This window comes from Bradyrhizobium ferriligni (genome assembly GCF_056837965.1).
Window position 1 is genome coordinate 1 of record NZ_JBXEJO010000104.1, and the last position, 20,589, is coordinate 20,589.

18 protein-coding genes and 1 riboswitch are annotated in these 20,589 nt (G+C 65.0%); of the genes, 5 read left to right on the plus strand and 13 right to left on the minus strand.

Features of this window, described 5'->3' with window-relative positions:
- Nucleotides 1-167 precede the first annotated feature (167 nt).
- The gene (locus AC1VNY_RS39045; RefSeq protein ID WP_304496489.1) at nucleotides 168-563 is read right to left on the minus strand and encodes a hypothetical protein; all 396 of its coding nucleotides are present in this window, start codon (nucleotides 561-563) and stop codon (nucleotides 168-170) included.
- Between the two features lie 153 nt (nucleotides 564-716).
- Between AC1VNY_RS39045 and AC1VNY_RS39050 the strand changes: the two genes are divergently transcribed.
- Nucleotides 717-2,387 (plus strand): flavin-containing monooxygenase, encoded by a 1,671-nt coding sequence (locus AC1VNY_RS39050; RefSeq protein WP_482409164.1) that lies wholly within the window; start codon nucleotides 717-719, stop codon nucleotides 2,385-2,387.
- Nucleotides 2,388-2,478: 91 nt separating this feature from the next.
- On the opposite strand, the gene AC1VNY_RS39055 is transcribed toward AC1VNY_RS39050, so the two are convergent.
- The 7 genes from AC1VNY_RS39055 to AC1VNY_RS39085 all read right to left on the minus strand — a co-directional run bounded on the left by AC1VNY_RS39055 (nucleotide 2,479) and on the right by AC1VNY_RS39085 (nucleotide 8,957).
- Nucleotides 2,479-2,874, minus strand: coding sequence for a hypothetical protein (locus tag AC1VNY_RS39055; RefSeq protein WP_482409165.1), 396 nt, complete (start codon nucleotides 2,872-2,874; stop codon nucleotides 2,479-2,481).
- 389 nt (nucleotides 2,875-3,263) lie between these two features.
- The gene (thiC, locus tag AC1VNY_RS39060) at nucleotides 3,264-5,162 is read right to left on the minus strand and encodes a phosphomethylpyrimidine synthase ThiC (RefSeq protein ID WP_482409166.1); all 1,899 of its coding nucleotides are present in this window, start codon (nucleotides 5,160-5,162) and stop codon (nucleotides 3,264-3,266) included.
- A gap of 185 nt (nucleotides 5,163-5,347) precedes the next feature.
- On the minus strand, nucleotides 5,348-5,956 hold the full coding sequence (gene thiE, locus AC1VNY_RS39065) for a thiamine phosphate synthase (protein WP_482409167.1): 609 nt from the start codon (nucleotides 5,954-5,956) through the stop codon (nucleotides 5,348-5,350).
- Nucleotides 5,943-6,725 carry a thiazole synthase gene (locus AC1VNY_RS39070; RefSeq protein ID WP_482409168.1) on the minus strand — a complete coding sequence of 261 codons (783 nt, stop codon included), beginning with the start codon at nucleotides 6,723-6,725 and terminating at the stop codon, nucleotides 5,943-5,945. Before AC1VNY_RS39070 ends, thiE begins: the two co-directional genes overlap by 14 nt.
- A 206-nt stretch (nucleotides 6,726-6,931) precedes the next feature.
- Complete coding sequence (gene thiS / locus AC1VNY_RS39075; protein WP_038383033.1) at nucleotides 6,932-7,129, minus strand: sulfur carrier protein ThiS; 198 nt, start codon at nucleotides 7,127-7,129, stop codon at nucleotides 6,932-6,934.
- Entirely contained in the window at nucleotides 7,120-8,133 is a 1,014-nt protein-coding gene (locus tag AC1VNY_RS39080; protein ID WP_482409169.1) for an FAD-dependent oxidoreductase, read from the minus strand. The genes thiS and AC1VNY_RS39080 overlap by 10 nt, the downstream gene beginning before the upstream one ends.
- Nucleotides 8,121-8,262: riboswitch (TPP riboswitch) on the minus strand. It overlaps the preceding gene by 13 nt.
- Before the next feature lie 170 nt (nucleotides 8,263-8,432).
- Nucleotides 8,433-8,957 carry a lytic transglycosylase domain-containing protein gene (locus AC1VNY_RS39085; RefSeq protein ID WP_028344222.1) on the minus strand — a complete coding sequence of 175 codons (525 nt, stop codon included), beginning with the start codon at nucleotides 8,955-8,957 and terminating at the stop codon, nucleotides 8,433-8,435.
- A 374-nt stretch (nucleotides 8,958-9,331) separates the two neighbouring features.
- Between AC1VNY_RS39085 and AC1VNY_RS39090 the strand changes: the two genes are divergently transcribed.
- On the plus strand, nucleotides 9,332-9,529 hold the full coding sequence (locus AC1VNY_RS39090; protein WP_016840916.1) for a hypothetical protein: 198 nt from the start codon (nucleotides 9,332-9,334) through the stop codon (nucleotides 9,527-9,529).
- 28 nt (nucleotides 9,530-9,557) lie between these two features.
- Here AC1VNY_RS39090 and AC1VNY_RS39095 read toward each other — a convergent pair whose 3' ends face one another.
- Nucleotides 9,558-10,916: an ATP-binding protein gene (locus tag AC1VNY_RS39095; RefSeq protein ID WP_482409170.1), complete on the minus strand. Its 1,359-nt coding sequence runs from the start codon at nucleotides 10,914-10,916 to the stop codon at nucleotides 9,558-9,560.
- Nucleotides 10,917-10,918: 2 nt separating this feature from the next.
- Complete coding sequence (locus AC1VNY_RS39100; protein WP_482409171.1) at nucleotides 10,919-11,656, minus strand: response regulator; 738 nt, start codon at nucleotides 11,654-11,656, stop codon at nucleotides 10,919-10,921.
- Between the two features lie 286 nt (nucleotides 11,657-11,942).
- Here AC1VNY_RS39100 and AC1VNY_RS39105 point away from each other — a divergent pair, with 286 nt between their 5' ends.
- From AC1VNY_RS39105 to AC1VNY_RS39115, 3 genes are all read left to right on the plus strand, one after another.
- Complete coding sequence (locus tag AC1VNY_RS39105; RefSeq protein ID WP_028344225.1) at nucleotides 11,943-12,320, plus strand: PRC-barrel domain-containing protein; 378 nt, start codon at nucleotides 11,943-11,945, stop codon at nucleotides 12,318-12,320.
- Between the two features lie 359 nt (nucleotides 12,321-12,679).
- Nucleotides 12,680-13,219 carry a PRC-barrel domain-containing protein gene (locus AC1VNY_RS39110; RefSeq protein ID WP_482409172.1) on the plus strand — a complete coding sequence of 180 codons (540 nt, stop codon included), beginning with the start codon at nucleotides 12,680-12,682 and terminating at the stop codon, nucleotides 13,217-13,219.
- A gap of 209 nt (nucleotides 13,220-13,428) precedes the next feature.
- The gene (locus tag AC1VNY_RS39115; protein WP_482409173.1) at nucleotides 13,429-16,497 is read left to right on the plus strand and encodes an alpha-mannosidase; all 3,069 of its coding nucleotides are present in this window, start codon (nucleotides 13,429-13,431) and stop codon (nucleotides 16,495-16,497) included.
- Nucleotides 16,498-16,581: 84 nt separating this feature from the next.
- Here the strand turns inward: AC1VNY_RS39115 and AC1VNY_RS39120 are convergent, their stop codons facing one another.
- The 3 genes from AC1VNY_RS39120 to AC1VNY_RS39130 form a co-directional block, all read right to left on the minus strand.
- Nucleotides 16,582-17,796, minus strand: coding sequence for an ABC transporter substrate-binding protein (locus AC1VNY_RS39120; protein WP_482409174.1), 1,215 nt, complete (start codon nucleotides 17,794-17,796; stop codon nucleotides 16,582-16,584).
- Between the two features lie 309 nt (nucleotides 17,797-18,105).
- Nucleotides 18,106-19,674 carry a DUF4403 family protein gene (locus AC1VNY_RS39125; RefSeq protein WP_482409175.1) on the minus strand — a complete coding sequence of 523 codons (1,569 nt, stop codon included), beginning with the start codon at nucleotides 19,672-19,674 and terminating at the stop codon, nucleotides 18,106-18,108.
- Between the two features lie 190 nt (nucleotides 19,675-19,864).
- Entirely contained in the window at nucleotides 19,865-20,554 is a 690-nt protein-coding gene (locus tag AC1VNY_RS39130) for a L,D-transpeptidase (protein WP_283069529.1), read from the minus strand.
- Nucleotides 20,555-20,589: the final 35 nt, after the last annotated feature.

The following is a 20,589-nucleotide window of genomic DNA, read 5'->3' on the forward strand; positions in this document are numbered from 1 at the left end:
GGCTGGGGTGGGGCTCTCTCCGCGAGTCGTATCGTGGAGAGAGCCCCCACCCGGCGCTACGCGCCGGCCTAAGAGCGAGCTTCACTCGTCGCGACCCCGCAAGCGGGAGAGGTGGAGGTGGAACGAGTTTGTCTCGCCAGACCCATTCAAGCAAACTTCATCGCGCGCTAGCGCACCGGCTCCTTGATCTCTTCTTCCGTCGTGACCGCTTGCGACGGTCCGGTCGCGCGCACCATCAGGAACGTGCCCGAGAACGCCGTGCCGCGGATGCTCCAGCGGCCGTCGATCTCGGTCGCGTCGGCGTTGACCGCGCCTTCATAGTGCACGGTGTCATAGCCGTAGCCCGGTGGCTCGTAGCGCTTGACGAACGTAACAGCGCTGCCGGAGCGATGACCCGCGAGCGAGGCATTGTGCGTGCTGACCGGACAGCCCGGCATCACGCAGGGTTCGGTCACGCTGCCGCCGAGCGCGCCGCCGGCGTCGATCAGCGTCGCCAGGAACGTGACCATGCCGCTCGGCTGAACATAGCTGCCGTCCCAGACGCCGGTGAGATTGTCGGTCATGTCGCTTGCCCGGACTGCGTTTGGTGAATTGCAGTGATCGATGTGGTGCAGGCAGCGCCTCAACGCAAGTCGTGCGCTGCGGCGCGGTTGCCTGATCGGGCAAAACGGTCTGTAATCTAGCACAACAGATCAAGAAGAATTTTGGAGCAAGCCATGACGGGAGAGGCGAAAACCCATTACGAGGTGATCGTGGTCGGTGCCGGCGTCGCCGGCATCTACCAGATCAAGCGGCTGGCCGATCTCGGCATCGATGCCACCGTGCTCGAAGCCGCGCCCGATCTCGGCGGCACCTGGTACTGGAACCGCTATCCGGGCTGCCGCTTCGATTCCGAGAGCTACACCTACGGCTTCTCATTCTCCCGCGAGCTGCTCGACGAGTGGCACTGGAAGGAGCGTTTCTCCGGCCAGCCGGAGAATTTGCGCTACCTCAACTACGTCGCCGACAAGTTCGACCTGCGCAGGCACATGCAGTTCAATTGCAAGGTCGAGACCATGCAGTTCGACGAGACCCGCGATCTCTGGCAATTGAGGATCAGTGACGGCCGCGAACTGACCTGCCGCTTCGTGGTGCTCGCGATCGGGCTGCTGTCCGCGCCGACCATGCCGCGGGTGCCGGGCATCGAGGACTTCAGGGGCCGCTCGTTCCATACCTATTACTGGCCGCACGAGCCGGTCGATCTCAAGGCTAAGAAAGTCGCGGTGATCGGCACCGGCGCGACCGGCATTCAATTGATCGGCGAGATCGCAGACAAGGTCGGCGAGCTCACGGTGTTCCAGCGCCGGCCGAACTGGAGCGCGCCGCTCAACAACTCCGCGATCTCCGACGAGGAGATGGCCGACATCCGCGCGCGTTATGACGAGATTTTTGCTGCCTGCGCGCTGACGCCGGGCAGCTTCGTGCACGGCCCCGACAAGCGCGGCTTCTACGAGGTGAGCCGCGAGGAGCGGCTTAAGCTGTGGGACAAGCTCTACGACGAGCCCGGCTTCGGCATCTGGCTCGCGAACTTCCGCGAGATCTTCATGGATGAAGCCGCCAATGCGGAGCTCTCGGAATATATCGCGGGCCGCATCCGCCAGCGCGTGAACGATCCTGATGTAGCCGAAAAGTTGATCCCGCGGGATCACGGCTTTGGCGTGCAGCGCCTGCCGCTGGAGACGCGGTATTTCGAAGCCTATAACCGCGACAATGTGCAGCTCGTCGACCTCAGCGATACGCCGCTGGTGCGCGTTACCGAGAAAGGCCTGCGCACCACGGCGCGCGACTACGATTTCGACATCATCGTCTACGCCACCGGCTTCGACGCCATCACCGGCGCCTACGACCTGATCGACATCCGCGGCATCGGCGGCGAGAGCCTCGCCGACAAGTGGAAGCATGCGCCGTCGACCTTCCTCGGCATGCTCGTGCACGGCTTCCCGAACCTGTTGATGCCGACCGGCCCGCAAAGCGCTTCCGCCTCGACGAATTTCCCGCGCGGCATCGAGAACGGTGTCAACTGGTGCACCAATCTGCTGCAATACATGTGGGACCGCGGCCTGACCCGCGCCGACGCCACGCTGGAGGCGCAGCAGCGCTGGACCGCGCATGTCGTCAAGATGTACGAGATCATGCTGATGCGCAAAGCCAAGTCGTGGTTCACCGGCTACAACTCCAACGTCGCCGGCCACGAGGAGGGCACGGTCCGCTACTTTGTCTACAACGGAGGGACGCCGAAGTTTCTGGGGATCATCAACGGAGTGGCGGCGGATGGATATCGGGAGATTGAGTTTGGTGGAGGCGTGCGGGGCGGCGCGCAACCGACCGTTGGCGCGACGGCGTCATAGGGCAGGTTAGCCAACGGGTCCGCGCAAAGCGCGGCGTAGGACCTTCGCTAGCCGATCATCCGCGTTACTCTCAGGCCGTCGCCGCCGAATATCACATCGAGCAGCGAACATACGGCGTCTCCACCGGCACCGGTTCCTTGGAGCTGAGTATGATCTTGTTCTCTCCAGAGAGCTTTATGTCGAATGACACGTCCGAAACCGCGACGCCGTCCGAGCACGCCGCAATCACGCGAACATTCTGCCCGTCATCATGCAACGATTTGACGGTGCATTTTTGAAACGTGCCGGTGATTTGCTTGCCCTGGACGATCAGGCCACCCGCGTTGAAATCGGCATCTTTCCTGAACGCGAGCTTGTTGTTCTCCTTGGTGAAGACCTGATTGCAAGCCGAGGCGTCGATCGTCCAGGCTCCGCTCAAATCCGCAGCCTGTGTCGAGGCCGCTTGCGCAACGAGAAGTATGAATAGCACCGCATTGAAGGTTCTCATGAAACTCTCCAATCAAATGGTCACCAGACTGCTGGAGCCTCTGCGAGGCGAACGTGGAATTGGCGCTCAATCGTCTATTTGAGGGCAGGGGTAATATCCCCGACGCAACCTTCATCGCTTTTGAGCGTCATAGCAAGCGATGAGATGGCGGATTTTTCGTTGATCCAGGTCAAGGTTCTGCGGAGCGCCTGGTGTGGCCCTGGGCCGGTTGCTGTCGTGACCGGCCCTCTACAAGCCGCACACAGGCACTAAATCATAAGTGAATGGTCCAGACGCAAAAAGGCCGGGCTTTCACCCGGCCTTTCGTCTTTCGATGGATGCGCGGGTCATCTCGCGCGAAGACGCGCTTCGCGCTGTTGCCCGGCACGACGAGCGGTGGGGGCGAGCCCTCACAACACCCGATTGCTCTCCTTCACCTTGTCCGCATCGAGGTACACGCTAGACCCCATCTCCTTGAACTTGGCGCTCATCGTCGCCATGCCGTCCTCGATGGTGGCTGACACCGACATCCCGATGCCCGTCGGATCGTTGAGCGTCGCGGCGTAGTCGCGGACGTCCTGGGTGATCTTCATCGAGCAGAATTTCGGGCCGCACATCGAACAGAAATGCGCGACCTTGTGGGCTTCCTTGGGCAGGGTCTCGTCGTGGAAGTTCTTCGCGGTGTCGGGATCGAGGCCGAGGTTGAACTGGTCCTCCCAGCGGAAGTCGAACCGCGCGCGGCTGAGCGCATCGTCACGGAGCTGCGCGGCGGGGTGGCCCTTGGCCAGATCAGAGGCGTGGGCCGCGATCTTGTAGGTGATGACGCCGACCTTGACGTCGTTGCGGTCGGGCAGGCCGAGATGCTCCTTCGGCGTGACGTAGCAGAGCATCGCGCAGCCGAACCAGCCGATCATCGCCGCACCAATGCCCGAGGTGATGTGGTCATAGCCCGGCGCGATGTCGGTCGTCAGCGGCCCGAGGGTGTAGAACGGCGCCTCGCCGCACTCCTTGAGCTGCTTGTCCATGTTGATCTTGATCTTGTGCATCGGCACGTGGCCGGGGCCCTCGATCATGACCTGGCAGCCCTTGTCCCACGCGATCTTCGTCAACTCGCCGAGCGTCTCGAGCTCCGCGAACTGCGCGCGGTCGTTGGCGTCCGCAATCGAACCCGGGCGCAGACCGTCGCCGAGCGAGAACGAGACGTCATACTTGCGCATCAGGTCGCAGATCTCGTCGAAATGGGTGTAGAGGAAGCTCTCCTTGTGATGCGCGAGGCACCACTTCGCCATGATCGAGCCGCCGCGCGACACGATGCCGGTGACGCGGTTGGCGGTGAGGTGGATGTAAGAGAGGCGCACGCCGGCGTGGATCGTGAAATAGTCGACGCCTTGTTCGCACTGTTCGATCAGCGTGTCCTTGTAGAGCTCCCAAGTCAGCTTGACGGGATCGCCGTCGCACTTCTCCAGCGCCTGATAGATCGGCACGGTGCCGATCGGCACCGGCGAGTTGCGCAAAATCCATTCGCGGGTGGTGTGGATGTTGCGCCCCGTCGAGAGGTCCATCACGGTGTCGGCGCCCCAGCGGATCGCCCACACCATCTTGTCGACCTCTTCCTCGACCGACGAGGTCACCGCCGAGTTGCCGATATTGGCGTTGATCTTGGTCAGGAAGTTGCGGCCGATGATCATCGGCTCGAGCTCGGCATGGTTGATGTTGGAGGGAATGATGGCGCGGCCGCGCGCGATCTCGCTGCGGACGAATTCCGGCGTGATGAAGGCCGGCACCGCAGCGCCGAAGCTTTCGCCGTCGGCAAGCGCGGCCTCGGCGCGCTCGAGCTGCTGCTTGCGGCCGAGATTCTCTCGCTCGGCGACGTAGATCATCTCCTTGGTGATGATGCCGGCGCGGGCGAACTCGAGCTGCGTGATCCTGTGGCCGTCGAGGCCGCGCAGCGGCGTGTGGTGCGCGGTGAACGCCTTGGCCGCGTGGGAGGCGCCGACATTGCCGTTGTCCTCCGGCTTGATGGTGCGGCCCTCATATTCCTCGACGCCGCCGCGCTCCTTGACCCAGGCGAGGCGATTGCGCGGCAGGCCGGCGTTGACGTCGATCGTGACGTTCGGATCGGTGTAGGGGCCCGAGGTGTCGTAGACCGGCAGGTTCGGCTCGCCGGCGCCTTCCGACAGCATGATCTCGCGCAGCGGCACGCGCAGGTCGGGCGCGGCCTCCGGAGTCGCAAAGATCTTGCGCGAGGCGGGCAGCGCGCCGGTGGTGACGGCGGGACGGGTGGTGTCGGGATTGGAGCGGATGTTCATGAGGGATCCTCCGTTTTAATTCGTGTGAGTCGCTGCGCGCGAGTTGAGTATCGCTGTCATCCCCGCGAAAGCGGGGATCCAATATTCCAGAGGCCGCCGTGTGACACGGAGATGCCGCGGCGTACTGGATCGCCCGGTCAAGCCGGGCGATGACGGCGGAGTCTGTGGGGTGACGGTCGTGTGCATCACGCGGCCTCCGCGCCGAGGCCGAGCCATTGCCGCACCCGCGCGTCGGGGTCGGGGTTCTGGGTGACGTCACTGACGACGGCGATCGAGTCCGCGCCGGCGGCGAAGATCTCGGCCGCGTGCTCGAATTTGATGCCGCCGATCGCGACAAGGGGGATGGAGCCGATCCGCTTCTTCCACTCTGTGATCTTCGGAATGCCCTGCGGCTCGAACCGCATCGATTTGAGCGTGGTGAAGAAGATCGGGCCGAGCGCGACATAGTCGGGCTTGGCGGCGAGCGCGGTGGCGAGCTCGGCGTCGTCATGGGTGGAGATGCCGAGCGTCAATTTCGCTTTGCGAATCTCGCCGAGGTCGGCCTCAGTGAGGTCTTCCTGGCCGAGATGCAGATGCTCGGCGCCGGCGACGATCGCTGCGCGCCAATAGTCGTTGACGACGAGTTTGGTCGGCGTGCCCTTGGTCACCGCCAGCGCATCGCTGACGATCTGCAGCGCCCCGGCATCGTCGAGCTCCTTGGCGCGCAGCTGGATGGTGCCGACGCCGAGTTTTGTCAGTCGCTCGACCCATTTGATGCTGTCGACGACGGGATAGAATGGATCAGGATACGGCATGCCAGAACGGGGTCCCAACGACAGGGGTGGAGGGAGAGGCGAAGTCGCGGGCTTCCATCAGCCCGGCTTCGTAAGCGGTGCGGCCGGCCTCGACGCCGAGGCGGAAGGCATTGGCCATCACAACGGGATCGGCAGCTTTGGCCACGGCGGTGTTGAGCAGCACGGCGTCATAGCCGAGCTCGAGCGCCTCGGCGGCATGCGATGGCGCCCCTAAGCCGGCGTCGACCACCAGCGTGATGTCGGGCAGGCGGTCGCGCAGCAGCTTCAGCGCGTCGCGGTTGGTGATGCCCTTCGCGCTGCCGATCGGTGCCGCCCATGGCATCACCACCTTGCAGCCGGCGTCGACCAGCCGCGAGGCGACCGAGAAATCCTCGGTGCAATAGGGAAACACCTCAAAGCCGTCCTTGATCAGGATGCCGGCCGCCTCGACCAGGCCGACCACGTCGGGCTGCAGCGTGTCATTGTCGGCGATCACCTCGAGCTTGATCCAGGGCGTGCCGAACAATTCGCGCGCGAGCTTGGCGGTGGTCACCGCCTCCTTGACGCTGCGGCAGCCCGCGGTGTTCGGCAGCACGGTGACGCCGAGCTCGCGGATCAGCGACCAGAACGCATCACCGGTCTTGCCGCCCGCCGCCTCCCGCCGCAGCGACACCGTGACGATGCTGGCGCCCGAGGCGCGGATCGCGTTCTGCATGATCGCAGGCGAGGGATACAGCGCCGTACCGATCAGCAGGCGGGACGGGAAGGATTTGCCGTAGAAGGTGACCATGGTGTCAGTGTCTCTCCGCTCTCAGCCCCGCACTCAACTCGTCGTCCCGGCGAAGGCCGGGACCCATACGCCGCGGCCCTTCAGTGAGGCACGCGGGGCGACGTTCTTTCCGGCAATTGCTGGTCGTGGTTATGGGTCCCGGCTCCGTGCGCAAGCGCGCACTCGGCCGGGACGACGTGGGGAGGGACTTTGCGAAATAACTCACATCACCCTCCCTGCCGCGGCGTGATGATCTCGATCTCGTCGCCGGCTTTCAGCGCGGTGTCGGCCCAGCGGCTCTTCGGCACCACGTCGTAGTTCAGCGCGATCGCGAAATGCGTGCCCTCGTAGTCGAGCTCGGCCAGCAGCGCATCGACGCTGACGGCACTGATCTCCCGCTGCTCGCCGTTGACGATCACGCGCATTGCATCACCTCATTGTCGATTTCGCCGCGCGCGAGATAGGCGAGCGTCAGCTCGGCCAGCGCCGGCGCCAGCAGGAAGCCGTGACGGTAGAGTCCGTTCACCGTGATGCGTTCCTGCTCGATCCTGATTTTCGGCAGATTGTCGGGAAAGGCCGGACGCAGGCCGGCGCCGAATTCGACGATGCGCGCCTCGGCGAACGCTGGATGCACGACATAGGCCGCGCCTAACAGCTCAAGCGCCGAGCGCACGCTGACGCCGTTGTCCTCGGCCTCGATCGAGGTCGCGCCCAGCATGAAGCGGCCGTCGCCGCGCGGGATCACGTAAAGCGGCCAGCGCGGATGGATCAACCGCACCGGGCGCGCCAATTCGACCTCGGAGGTCTCGATGATGATCATCTCGCCCTTGACGCCGCGCAAGCTCGGCTCGCGGTCGCGCGCGGCGAGCCCGCGGCAGTCGATCACGAGGCCGTCGAGATCGGTTGCCTCGGCGTCGCTGCCGAACTTAATGGCGCCGCCGGCCTTGGCGATCGCGGCATGCAGCCGCGGCAGCACGCGGCGCGGCTCGACATGGCCCTCGTCGGGATAGAACAGGGCGTCACGGAAACGGCCCTCGAGCGACGGCTCGAGCGCGCGAACGCCCTCGGCGTCGAGCCGGCGATGGCCGGTGGTGAAGCGGGCAAAGCGCTCGAAATCGGCGCGGTCGCGCGGATGCGCCACCACCAGCGAGCCGTTGAACGGGGTTTCCGGGACGTGCTGCCGCCACAGCTCGAGCGAGCGGATGCCGAGCCGGGAGATCACGGGCTCGGAGGCTTCCGCCTCGCACCAGGGCGCCAGCATCCCGCCGGCCCAGTGGCTTGTGGAATCCGTCATCGCGGCGTCACTGCGCTCATGCAAGGTGACGGCACGTCCGGCCTCTGCGAGCAACAGCGCATGCCAGGCGCCGGCTATGCCTGCGCCGATGATGGTGACGGGGGAATCCCCCCGCGGTCTTGACGTCTGATACATCCCTGTCCCTTCGCCGGCATGACCCGGATCAGGTTCAAAGGGTCACCGCGGTCCCGGACTATTCGCCTACTGGCTAGTCCAAGCTTGCGGTATCTCAGCTCCTCCTTCGGAGCACCCCTCGGAACGCCCCTAATGTAGGCGGATAGGCTTGTGTGTCAACTTGTATGCCAGACGCGGGCGCGCTGCGGTGCCGCACCTCTTCACACCAGGTTGCTAACGGAACGATCGCGTGATTTGCGTTGAGAGGCGGTGTCGAGGATGGCCGGCCACGCTGTGCGGCGGTGAAGACCCGATCGGCGCTATTTTTCGGCCTGTTCCGGCTTCGGCTCGGCGGTATCGGCCGTCATTTGCTCCGACTTGGCGAGCTCCTTCGGCGGTGCACCCGCGCCGCCATGCTTCGCTTCCTTCAGGTGATCCCCGCGCTGGCGCTTTGCGGCGTAGTAATACCCGCCCGCGAAATAACGCACGGCTCGATCGTGATTGCCATTGGCGGCGCGATAGGCGCCGGCGAGGTACTTGATGCCGTATTTGAGGTTGGTCTGGGGATCGCGCAGACCCTCGGCGGTACCGGTGTAGCCGAGGCCGCGTGCAGTGCCGAGCTTGATCTGCATTAGCCCGATGGTGCCGCCGCGTCCGATCAGCTGCGGATGGTACTTGCTCTCGCGCACGATGACGCGATGCACCAGCTCTTCCGGCACGAGGTTCGCCTGGGCCTCGGCCGCCACCATCGCCTCATATTGCGCGCGCGATTGCGCCTGCGCGCTCGCGCAGGACGCCAGCACCGCGATCGCGGCAAGGCAGCCAAGGGCTTGTATGGTCTTCATCTCAGTCGCTCGGGGCTTTCAGATGCGCGTCGGTTCTGCGGTCTCATTGGTACGGCGAGCGGGCAGGAATGTGGCAAAACCTTCGCATCAGCGAACGTTATGCGTCCGTGATTGTCCGGATGCCGGTGGGCCGGCCGACGATTGCGCGAATGATGCTTCAAATTGTTCGCTTCAACCGTCTCAGCCAAAAATTGTCTTGGTTTCCATTTCCTTGGAATTTTTCTGACTAATTTTGCCGCACGCTATCCACAGCAGTTTGTCGTGCAAACGAATCAATGAAGGTCTAGACTTCACCTACGACAGAGCGTGCGAGCGTTCAGTCAGCCGCTCTGTCCATTGCAAGCACGCAAGAAACAACATTCGGGAGATGCGCCATGGTCCGTCAGGACACCGGCTATTTGCCTCGCGAAAATCCCTGCGCGCAATGCGGCAAGCCGATCGCCCGCCCCGACTGGGTGGAGCACAGCGAAGGCCGTACGTCATTCCTGTGGAATTGCCGCGCCTGCAATTACCGCTTCGAGGCCATCGCGATCTACGAGGAAGCGGAGCTTATTACGCCGCTCGCCGCCTGACGTCTCATCATCGCACAGCTTCGGCTGATCAGGCCGCGGATTTCCGTCGCGGCTGCAACTGCTGCTGCCGCGCCGGCAATTCGATCCGGACCACGAGCCCGTGCGGCTTGCGATCGTGCAGCGACAGCGTGCCGGCATGCGCGAGCACGATGGCGTTGGCGATCGACAGGCCAAGGCCGAAGCCTTCGGCCTCATCCATGTTGCGCGCCTGGTCGCCGCGCACGAACGGCTCCAGCACGCTCGCCTTGTGCGCATCCGAAATGCCGGGCCCGTCATCCTCGATGTCGACGACGAGGCGGTCGGGCTTGACGTCGAGGCGGACGGCCACTTCGCCGCCGAACCGCACGGCATTGTCCACCAGATTGGTGATGCAGCGGTGCAGGTCGGCCGGCCGCGCGGTCGCCATCGCGTGCTGCGGGCCGGCGTAGCTGACCTTGTGTCCCATGTCGGCGAACTGATCGGTGACGAGGTGCAGCGTGCTCGCGATGTCGACCAGCGTCATCTCCTCGAGCCTGCGGTCGTTGCGCAGGAACGACAGCACCGATTCCAGCATCGAGCGCATCTGGTCGAGGTCGCGCAGCATGCGGTGGCGATGGGTCTCGTCCTCGATGAATTCGGCGCGCAGCCGCATCCGCGTGATCGGCGTTCGCAGATCATGGCTGATCGCGGCCAGCATCTTGGTGCGATCGTCGATCAATGCGGTGATGCGCTCGCGCATCCGGTTCAGCGCCCGGGCCAGCGAACGGATCTCCTCCGGACCGCGTTCGGGCAGCGGCGCGGCGGCGCCGTTCAGGCTGAAGGTCTCGGCGGCCTTGACGAAGGACGACAGCGGTGCGGTCAGCGCCCATGCTGCCCACAGGCCGAGCAGGGTGACGCTGATGACGGCGAACAGCACCGTCATCATCCACGGTCCACCCCAGAACGGCCGCATGTGCTGATCCGGCGTCAGGTTGGCGGCGAACATGGCGCCGTCGGGCAGGCGGATCGCGACGCGGCGAATTTCGCCGTCATGCGGCGTGCCGCCAGCCTCGCGCGGCAGCAGGAAGATGCGATAGCCGGCGCCGAGCCGGCGCAGCGCGTGCAGGCTGGGCGTATCGGTTTCGGTGAGCGCGCCGGCATCGGCCGGCAGGTCGCCGATCGCAAGTTGCGGGAAGGCGCGGGCGACGTCGGCCACGAGCCGCGGCCGCTCCGACGCCGGGGCATGCCCGAGCAGCTGCGCGGCGGCGGCGAGCTGGGTGTGCCAGCGATCCGAAGGCTCCAGCCGATCAGGGCGATGGATCAGGAATGTGGCGGTGATGATCAAATGCAGCGCGACGATCGAAACGACGACCAACGCCGCCATCTGGGCGCCGATCCCCCGCAGACTCAGCACGCGCAGCAGCTTCATGGTCAGTTGTTCGTGGCGGCAACCGCCTCCACCCTCGGCGTGAACACATAGCCGCCGGAACGCACCGTCTTGATCATGGTAGCTTCCTGCGGATCGGGCTCGATCTTGCGGCGGATGCGGCTGACCAGCACGTCGATCGAACGTTCGAACGAGCCGGCGCTGCGGCCCTGGGTCAGGTCGAGCAGGCTGTCGCGCGACAGCACGCGGCCGGGCCGCTCGCAGAAGGTGCGCAGCAGGTCGAACTCGGCGCTGGTCATGGCGACGCGCGCGCCTTCGGGGTTGCGCAACTCGCGCAGGCGGATGTCGATACGCCAGCCGAGGAAGGTCAGCGTGGTCGCGCCCTCGATCGCGCTGGCGTTGCGCGCGGCGGCCTGCCGGCGCAGCACCGCGTTGATCCGCGCCAGCAGCTCGCGCGGGTTGAACGGCTTTGCCAGGTAGTCGTCGGCGCCCATCTCGAGGCCGAGGATGCGGTCGACGTCCTCGCCGCGCGCGGTCAGCATGATGATCGGCGTCTGCGATTCCGCCCGCACCTTGCGGCACAGGCTGAGGCCGTCCTCGCCGGGCAGCATGACGTCGAGCACCAAGAGGTCCACTCGGTGGTCGGTCATCGCCTTGGCCATCTCGCGGCCGTCGCAGGCGGTCGTGACATGACAGGAATTGGTACGGAGATATTTTGCGATAAGGGACCGCGTCTCGCGATCGTCCTCGACGACAAGGATATTGGGCGCAGCCTGGGTCATACCGATCTTTTGTCCGTGATTCGGGGAAAGCGGCTCAGGAATTTTGTTTCAGTGTGTGTCTGAAATCTTGCCCGGCTATCCGGGTTAACAGGTCGGCGGCAGGGAGAAAAGTTATCGTTCTGTCATCAATCCTGATGCCCTGAAATGCGGGCAGAACCTCCCGGTACAGCGCCGCGGTCCCTAGCCGCCATGGCAGCCGGAGAAAGGGAAGGGCGGCTGTCATATCCAGGGCGGAACCCGTCCCCCTTGCGACGCGTTATTTCCCTTTCAGGTCAGGGAGGGTGAGATGGCTGTCGAGGTCGAGACCAGGCCGCATCAGCTGATTGCAAGCGACCGGGTCGAGGGGACGGCGGTACGCCGGGCCAATGGCGACATGATCGGCCATATCGAGCGGCTGATGATCGACAAGATCTCGGGCAAGGTATCGTACGCGGTGTTGAGCTTCGGCGGCTTCCTGGGCATCGGAACCAATTTGATCCCGCTGCCCTGGGGCCGGCTGCACTACAACCCGAAGTTCGAGGCCTATGAGCTCGACATCGAGGACGAGGAGCTGAAGCGCGCGCCGTCGTTCCGTGCCGACAAGGATTTCGATTGGGGCGATCGTTCGCAGGAAGTCGAGCTGCATCGCTTCTACGGCGTGCCGCCCTATTGGGGCGGCTTCTGATCGCGCGGCAACATGCGCGCATGACGATGCTCGTCGATCGATGATGCGGTCGCTGGGAGAGCGTGCGGCCTGTGTAGCGCGGTTCGCCGGGACGACTTAGTGAGCCAAACATCGTCACATCATGGACTGCGCGTCCGGCGCAGTCGTGAGGCTCAACCGCAAGCTTAGTTGAGAGATCACGATTACCTTCGTCAAGCGGCGCAGCGTTCCATGCGCTGAAACGTCCCCACCCTCCAGTCGGCCGCATCGCCTTATCGTGTTCCTCGGCATCCAAGCGGCTTTTGATCGCAGGTCCGTTAGGAACGGTTGTGAAGATGACGGGTTTTCCCAGCATCGATTTTGCGAGAGGAGAGCCATCAATGTTGGTCAAATCCATCATCGCCGGCCTCGCCGGCACCGCGCTGCTTGCAACCGTCGCCGTTGCGCAGACTCCAACCGACAAGGGCGACAAGATGTCTCCTGCGGCCACGTCGCCGGCTCCAGCGGCATCGACGTCAGCGACGTCGCCGACCGAGTTCAAGGGCAACTGGCGTGCGTCGAAGGTCGCCGGACTCAGCGTCTATAACGACAAGAACGAGAGCGTCGGGTCGATCAACGATCTGCTGATGGACAAGAGCGGTACGATCAAGGCGGTCGTGATCGGTGTCGGCGGCTTCCTTGGCGTCGGCGAGCATCTGGTCGCCGTGCCGCTCGACAAGGTGAAGTTCGTCAGCGAGCCGATCGCCTATACCGGCGCGTCCAACAGCACCGGCGGCACCGCCAAGACGAACACCACCACGGGCGCAGCTCCGGCGGCGGCGGCGTCGAAGCCGAATCCGTGGTATCCGGATCACGCCGTGTTCAATGCGTCCAAGGATGAGCTGAAGGCGATGCCCGAGTTCAAGTACTCGACCGACTAAGGCATATCGCGACCTGCAGGAAAAGAGCGCGTCCGGCTGCTGCCGGGCGCGCTTTTTGTTGGCCGATGGATAAAATCCGGGAAGAATGTAAGGATTAGGTCAGGCAATCCAATTCGGACAGCGCGTCTCCATGGCATCGGAGAGGTGCCCGTTTCAATCATCATCAACCGATTGAGCTTACGTAATCATTCTTCAAATGGCTGAACCTGATGAATGACAAGGACCGCGAGAGCGGCGATCCCGCGGTAGCCCGGATTCGCGGCCGCTACCCGCAATACACGCGGCGCCGGTTGGAAGGCTTTGCGGAGCGGCTGCAACAGAAGATTCATGCCGACCGCGTGCCGGTCACTTCGCTCGCGCTTGCCGGTCCCACCGAGCGGATCACCCTCGAGGACGCGCTCAAGCTCGATTATCGGCCGGTCCCGTTGGGCGAGACGCTGGGACCGCTATGGGCGACCTATTGGGTGCACGTCGTGGCCGAGCTGCCGCAGGCCTGGGCCGGCTCGCGCGTGGATTTGTATTGGGACAGCCGCTCGGAAGCGCTGCTTTGGCTCAACGGACGTTCCTCACAGGGTCTCAATCCCGGCCGCCACGTCGCGCCGCTCGTTCAGTCGGCGAGCGGCGGGGAGACGATCAGCTTCCATGTGGAGGTGGCCTGCAACGGCCTGTTCGGCGCGTTCTGGAGCGATCCGCAGGCCTACGCGCTGGTCGCCTGCGAGCTGCGCCGCTTCGATCCCGAGGCCTCGGCATTCTATTTCGACTACGAAGTGCTGCGCCAGCTCGAGGCTGACCGCGATCCCACGACAAGGTCGAGGTCATACGGAGCTGTCGGAGAGACGGCGCAACCGGCGCTGGATCGGACCTGGGCGGGGCGCCTGCTGCACGATCTCAACCGTATCTGCAACATCGCCGACCCCGACGACCGCGCGACGTGGCCGGCGGCGCGGGCGATCCTCGACGGCCTGCTCGCGGCACGAAACGGCAGCATCACCCACGAGATGTCGGCGATCGGCCACGCCCATCTCGACACGGCATGGCTGTGGCCGCTGGCGGAAACCCGGCGCAAGGCGCAACGCAGCTTCTCCACGGCGGTGGCGCTGATGGAGCGCTATCCCGATTTCAAATTCGCCTGCTCGCAGGCCTATCAGTACGCCGTCATCGAGCAGAATGACCCTGACCTGTTCGCCCGAATTCGCGCCAAGGCCGCCGCCGGCCAATGGATTCCGGTCGGCGGCAGCTGGATCGAGCCGGACTGCAATCTGCCGTGGGGCGAGTCGATCTGCCGTCAGTTCCTCTATGGTCAGCGCTATTTCGAGCAGACGTTCGGCGCGCGCTCCAGCGTGTTCTGGAATCCCGACGTGTTCGGCTACGACGCCCAGCTGCCGCAGCTGATGCAGTCGGCGGGGATGTCGCGCTTCCTTACCCAGAAGCTGTCGTGGAACAAATTCACCTCACCGCCGCATCACAGCTTCCATTGGCGCGGACTGGACGGCAGCACAGTGCTGGCGCATTTCCCCCCGGCGGACACCTACAACGGATCGGCGCAGGTCGCGGAGCTCCGCTATCACGCCGCCAATTACAAGGACGCCGACCGTTCGTCCGACGCACTCTATCTGTTCGGCTATGGCGACGGCGGCGGCGGTGCCGACGAGACGATGCTCGAGACGTTGCAGCGCGCAAGGGACTTGCAGGGGCTGCCGCGGATCCAGATTCGCTCCGTCGACGAGTTCTTCGACCGCCTGGCGGTATCGGCGCCGGATCTGGCGACGATCGAAGGCGAGCTCTATCTCGAATATCATCGTGGCACCTACACCACGCAGGCCGAGACCAAGCGCCTGAACCGCGCTTGCGAGGCCGGCCTTCAGGCACTCGAATTCGTGACGACTGTCGCGGCTGCCTGCCGGCAACCGGCACCGTCCGCACAGGAGATCGAAGCGCTGTGGCGCACGCTGCTGGTCAACCAGTTCCACGACATCATTCCCGGCAGCAGCATCCGCGAGGTCTATGAACGTGCGGAGGTCGAACTCGCCGGCGTAGCGGAGGAGGCCGGGCGTCGCACGCAAGCCGTGCTGGGGACACTGTGCGATCCCGAAGACGGCAATTGGATACCCATCAACACGCTGGGCTGCGCGCGTGCCGAGGTCGCGTCCGACCCCGGCGGCGAGCTTCGTCACATTGTCGCCGCGCCGTTTGCGGCGGGCGAAACGACGACGACCGACGATCGCGTTGTGGTCTGCGCAGATGCGGACGGCTTCGTGCTGTCGAATGCGCGGCTCGAGGCGCGCATTGATCGCAGCGGGCTTGTTCGGTCGCTGCTGCACGTTGCGACCGGCCGCGAGACCTTCGCGTCACCGGCAGCCCGGCTGCTGCTGCTCGATGACCGGCCGCTCGATTTCGAGGCATGGGATATCGATCCGTTCGCGCTGGAGACCGCGCGCGAGGCGGCAGGGGAGGTGAGCTGCGCCGCGCTGTCGGATGGCGGACTGCGCGGCGAGGTCCGTTTCGAGCGCGGGCTCGGACGCGCGAGCCGGCTCGCGCAGGTGATCCGCCTCGATGCCGGCGCCGATCATCTCGAATTCGAAACCACGGTCGATTGGCAGGAGCGCAAGACGGCGCTGAAGGTCATGTTCCCGGTGGCCTGTCGTGCGTCCAACGCAACCTATGAAACCATGTTCGGCGCAACCGAGCGGCCGACGCATGCCAACACGGATGCCGATGCGGCCAAGTACGAGGTGCCCGGCCATCGCTGGGCCGATCTCGCCGAGCCGGATTTCGGCGTGTCGCTGTTCAGCGACTGCCGTCACGGCTATTCGGCGTTCGGCAACCAGCTCGCGCTGACGCTGCTGCGCGGCTCCGAATTGCCCGATCCGCAGGCCGATCTCGGGCGGCACCGGATGCGCTATGCGATCTATCCTCATCACGGCGACTGGCGCAGCGCGGACACGGTCGGGCGCGCCTTGCGGTTCGAGCGTCCGGTGCTGTGGACGAAGGGAAAACCGCGCGCGCCGTTGCGACACTCGCTCCTGACCGTGTCCCCGGCCAACGCGATCGTCGATACGATCAAGCCCGCCGAGGATGGCGACGGCTGGGTGGTGCGGCTCTACGAGAGCGCAGGCATTCGCACCGCCGCGACGCTCGATTTCGGCGTCGACATCGCGTCGGTGTGGATGAGCAACACCCTGGAAGACCGCATCGAGGCCCTGCCGATCGAGGATCGGGTATGCCGCCTGGCGCTGCGTCCGTTCCAGATCGCAACGCTGCGGGTCTTCCAGGCGTAATGCTTGCAGTGAACTTTCGCCCCGCCCGGCTTGCGCGGAGAAGCCGGATCGCATCGCTCGACGCGATCCGGTGTTGAGTAGCCGTCAGTTCGACTTCACCAGCGGACAGCCGCCCTTGTCGAGCGGGCGGAACGCCTCGTCGCCGGGCACGGTGGCGATCAGCTTGTAGAGGTCCCACTCGCCCTTGGATTCCTCGGGCTTCTTGACCTCGAACAGATACATGTCGTGCACCATGCGGCCGTCGATCCGGATATGGCCGTTCTTGGCGAAGAAGTCGTTGACCGGCGTGGCACGCATCTGGGCCATCACCTTCGGCGCCTCGTCGGTGCCGATGGCCTCGATCGCCTTCAGGTAATGCATGGTCGCCGAATAGAGGCCGGCCTGGATCATGGTCGGCATGTGGCCGACCTTCTCGTTGAAGCGCTTCGAGAAGGCGCGGGTCTCGTCGTTCATGTCCCAGTAGAAGGCGTCGGTGACAATCAGGCCCTGGGTGGCCTTGATGCCGAGCGAATGGGTGTCGGTGATCTCCTGGAGCAGCGCGATCATCTTCTGGCCGCCCTGGGTCAGGCCGAACTCGGAAGCCTGCTTCAGCGCGTTGGTGGTGTCGCCGCCGGCGTTCGCCAGCGCCACGACCTTGGCCTTGGAGGCCTGCGCCTGCAGCAGGAAGGACGAGAAGTCCGACGAGTTGAGCGGATGACGCACGTCGCCCAGCACCTTGCCGCCGCTTTCCTTGACGACATTGGCAGCATCGCGTTCCAGCGCCATGCCGAAGGCGTAGTCGGCGGTGACGAAGAACCAGGTGTCCTCGCCGCGCTTGACCATCGCCTTGCCGGCGACGTTCGACAGCGCGTAGGTGTCGTAGGTCCAGTGCACCGTGTTGGGCGAGCAGGCGGTGCCGGTGATATCGGAGGAGCCACCGCCGGAATTGATGTGGATCTTGTTCTTCTCGCGCGTCAGCGCCGAGATCGGCAATGCGACCGACGAGGTCGGCACGTCGAGGATCGCGTCGACCTTGTCGTTGTCGTACCAGTTGCGTGCGATGTTGACGCCGACGTCGGGCTTGTTCTGGTGATCGGCTGCGATCACCTGCACCGGCTTGCCTTTCACCTTGGCGCCGTAATCGGCGACCGCCATCTCGACGGCGGCGACCGAGCCCTTGCCGGTGGCGTCCGCATAGAGGCTCGACATGTCGGTGAGCACGCCGATCTTGACGACGTCGTCGGAGATCTGGGCGTTCGCCGCGGTCGCGGAGACCGTGAGCGCGAGGCCGGCCGCCGCTGCGGCCAAGAGTGTTTTCATCGTGTTTTTCTCCCTGGCTTTTTCGTTGAGGGTTGCTTCCACCGAGGCGTTCTAGCCGCTGCGACAAGCTGTCGCAAAGACGACTTTTTGAGCATGGGCAGGACAGGGGGCGGATGGAACGCGCGAGCGGAGGCCTTGTTACCTCCCCCCGCTCGCGGGGATCACCCGGATTGCGACGCAATCCGGGTGAGGGGTTACCGGTTTCACGACAATCGCCACCCGTGCAGAAGGCCCCGCACCTCCAGCCCGCTCAGAGCGAGCTCCGCTCGTCTCGACCCCGCGAAGAGCGGGGAGAGGGAGAGGATTCGGTTACAGCGCCGGTAACGCGGTGACGGCGGCCTTGATGGTGCCGTCGGTTTCCACGATCACCCGCAACGTCTTGGAATCGAAGTCGATGCCGGCCAGCCGGATGCTGTTGACCTCGGCGTCGACGCGAATGCCTTCCTCGTTCTTCTGCAGGTCGGCGATGGCGGCGGCGACCTTCCGCTGCGCGTTGGTCGCGAATGGCTTCAGGTCGACCACCAGCCGGTCGTTGAGGGTCTGCTGCATGTGCGGGATCGCGGCGCGCGCGGCGGCGCCGAGCAGGCCGAACGCGGCCTCGGATTCCACCGCCAGCTCGACGTCGGTCAGCCGCAGCGTCTGCGACGGCTGGTCGAGCCGCGGCCGGCCCCAGATGTGCACGGTCGCCTCGGCGCCCAGGCCGAACCAGCTGGCCTTCTCCTTGGCGTGCACCAGGAGCGAGATCAGAAGCCGGTCGCCGGAGGCGGCGATGCTCGCGCTCTTGACGGTCACGTCGACCGGACCGGAGCTGTCCTCGGGGAAGGTCTTGCCCTTGAGCTGCGCCTCGACCAGCTGGCTCAGCGTGGTGAAGGACAGGTCGACCGGCAGGCCGATCGCGACCTGGCTCGCCATCGGCGGCACGATCGAGAGTTTTTCCGGGAATGGGCAGTTCGGGGTGGTCTGTGCCTCCGTGATCCGCGTCTCGGCCTCGATCCCCATCGTCAGGATCAGCGAGGACGTATCGACCTTGGGCTGCGCTGCGATCGCGCGGGTCGGTCGCAGTTCGAGCCACATCGGCGGCATCGAGGTGGTACCGCCGGTGCCTTGCAGCGGGATCGAGCGGCAGGCCTTGGCCCATTGCGTGCGGGCGTTGTTCTGGAACACCGGGTCGTTGTGCAATCGGGCCTCGACCACAGAAATCTGGTCGGCGACCGCCTTGTCGATAACAGGCTTGACCTGGGCCGGCACGCTGATGCGGACGCCGGCCGTCGACAGGCTGGTGTCGCCGAGATTGACCTGAGCCTGCAGGTTCGGCTCGATCCGCCAGGATGCGCCGAGCTTCGGGCGCGCGGTGAGGGTGACGTTGCCCTTGATCTCGGCGTTGGCGTTGACGTTCTTGATGTTCACGGCGCCGATCTGCTTGGCGACATTGCCGCCGAGCAGGCTGCCGAGCGCGTCGCTGACCGCGCCGGTTGCCTTGGCGGACAGCGCGCCGGTGACCTTGAGCGTGCCGTTGATCGGGGTGGTCAGCGTCAGCACGTCCTGCGCGCCGGTGGCCGCGATCGGCCCGCGCGATGCGGTCCAGCCGATGTCGGCATTTTGCAGGATTTGCTGGACCGGGTTGTCGGCCTTGCCGCCGAAGGTCTTCGGCGCGCCGCGTTCGGCGGCGTCGCGGATCGCCGACAGCGCGACCGAGACCTGCGCCACGATCGTCGAGGAACGCGGCGCCTGCGGCAGCGGCGGCAGCTCTGCGAGCTTCGGCTTCTGCACGGTGACGCTCGGCGCGAGCCAGTCCATTGCCTTGAGGCTGATCACGAACGAGACCAGCACCACCGCGATCCCGAGCGCTATCGTCCTTGGATGCATCGGTAGACGCATCATTCCCCCGGATGAAAATCAACTTGACGGCTTGTACAGGCCCCCCGACGAGGGCGCCAGTGTGGCGGGATCAAGCTGCTTCAGGGGCGGAAGGCGTTAAGGTTGATGAACGCGGCAACGGCCCCGGCACGAAGTGCCGGAGCCGTTGCCGAGGACGCCTTTAATAAGGCACGCCTTGGAGGGGAGGGACTTAGCGGACGGCCGAGCCGAGATCGGCGCGGCGGTCGGTCATCGGCAGCACGATCACCTTGGTGCCGACGCTGACCCGCGAATAGAGGTCGGAGACATCTGCATTGGTCAGGCGCAGGCAACCGGAGGACACGCGGGTGCCGATCGTCTCCGGCGCGTTGGTGCCGTGGATGCGGTAGATGGTGCCGCCGAGATACATGGCGCGGGCGCCGAGCGGATTGCCGGGGCCGCCGGCCATGTGGCGCGGCAGATAGGGCTGGCGGGCGATCATTTCCGGTGGGGGCGTCCAATCCGGCCACTCCGCCTTCTTGGTGATGGTCTGGGTGCCCGACCAGGTGAAGCCGTCGCGGCCGATGCCGATGCCGTAGCGCATGGCCTGGCCGTTACCGAGCACGAGATAGAGATAGGTGTGCGGGGTGTCGATGATGATGGTGCCGGGCGCCTCGCGCGTCGGATAGGCGACGACCTGGCGGCGCAGGCGAGCGGGCAATTCGACGGAACGGTCTTCCTCCTGCGCCTGCGGCATCGACTGCACCGGCGGCTGCACGGCCTCGGTCGGCGGCGTCAGGATGAAGGGGAACATCGGCAGCGGAGCAGCCGCGGCGGTATTTGCGAATGAGACGGTGCCAATCGCCAGCGCACCGAAGGCGGCGGCAGCGAGACGCGAGTTCAGCTTGATGGAATTGAACATTGTCGACCCCTGTTGTTTGCGCCCTGCGCGCCAGT

Coding starts and splice junctions, on each gene's coding strand:
- AC1VNY_RS39045 (WP_304496489.1), bottom strand. CDS start 563: ATGACCGACAATCTCACCGGCGTCTGGGACGGCAGCTATGTTCAGCCG.
- AC1VNY_RS39050 (WP_482409164.1), top strand. CDS start 717: ATGACGGGAGAGGCGAAAACCCATTACGAGGTGATCGTGGTCGGTGCC.
- AC1VNY_RS39055 (WP_482409165.1), bottom strand. CDS start 2,874: ATGAGAACCTTCAATGCGGTGCTATTCATACTTCTCGTTGCGCAAGCG.
- thiC (WP_482409166.1), bottom strand. CDS start 5,162: ATGAACATCCGCTCCAATCCCGACACCACCCGTCCCGCCGTCACCACC.
- thiE (WP_482409167.1), bottom strand. CDS start 5,956: ATGCCGTATCCTGATCCATTCTATCCCGTCGTCGACAGCATCAAATGG.
- AC1VNY_RS39070 (WP_482409168.1), bottom strand. CDS start 6,725: ATGGTCACCTTCTACGGCAAATCCTTCCCGTCCCGCCTGCTGATCGGT.
- thiS (WP_038383033.1), bottom strand. CDS start 7,129: ATGCGCGTGATCGTCAACGGCGAGCAGCGGGAGATCAGTGCCGTCAGC.
- AC1VNY_RS39080 (WP_482409169.1), bottom strand. CDS start 8,133: ATGTATCAGACGTCAAGACCGCGGGGGGATTCCCCCGTCACCATCATC.
- AC1VNY_RS39085 (WP_028344222.1), bottom strand. CDS start 8,957: ATGAAGACCATACAAGCCCTTGGCTGCCTTGCCGCGATCGCGGTGCTG.
- AC1VNY_RS39090 (WP_016840916.1), top strand. CDS start 9,332: ATGGTCCGTCAGGACACCGGCTATTTGCCTCGCGAAAATCCCTGCGCG.
- AC1VNY_RS39095 (WP_482409170.1), bottom strand. CDS start 10,916: ATGAAGCTGCTGCGCGTGCTGAGTCTGCGGGGGATCGGCGCCCAGATG.
- AC1VNY_RS39100 (WP_482409171.1), bottom strand. CDS start 11,656: ATGACCCAGGCTGCGCCCAATATCCTTGTCGTCGAGGACGATCGCGAG.
- AC1VNY_RS39105 (WP_028344225.1), top strand. CDS start 11,943: ATGGCTGTCGAGGTCGAGACCAGGCCGCATCAGCTGATTGCAAGCGAC.
- AC1VNY_RS39110 (WP_482409172.1), top strand. CDS start 12,680: ATGTTGGTCAAATCCATCATCGCCGGCCTCGCCGGCACCGCGCTGCTT.
- AC1VNY_RS39115 (WP_482409173.1), top strand. CDS start 13,429: ATGAATGACAAGGACCGCGAGAGCGGCGATCCCGCGGTAGCCCGGATT.
- AC1VNY_RS39120 (WP_482409174.1), bottom strand. CDS start 17,796: ATGAAAACACTCTTGGCCGCAGCGGCGGCCGGCCTCGCGCTCACGGTC.
- AC1VNY_RS39125 (WP_482409175.1), bottom strand. CDS start 19,674: ATGCGTCTACCGATGCATCCAAGGACGATAGCGCTCGGGATCGCGGTG.
- AC1VNY_RS39130 (WP_283069529.1), bottom strand. CDS start 20,554: ATGTTCAATTCCATCAAGCTGAACTCGCGTCTCGCTGCCGCCGCCTTC.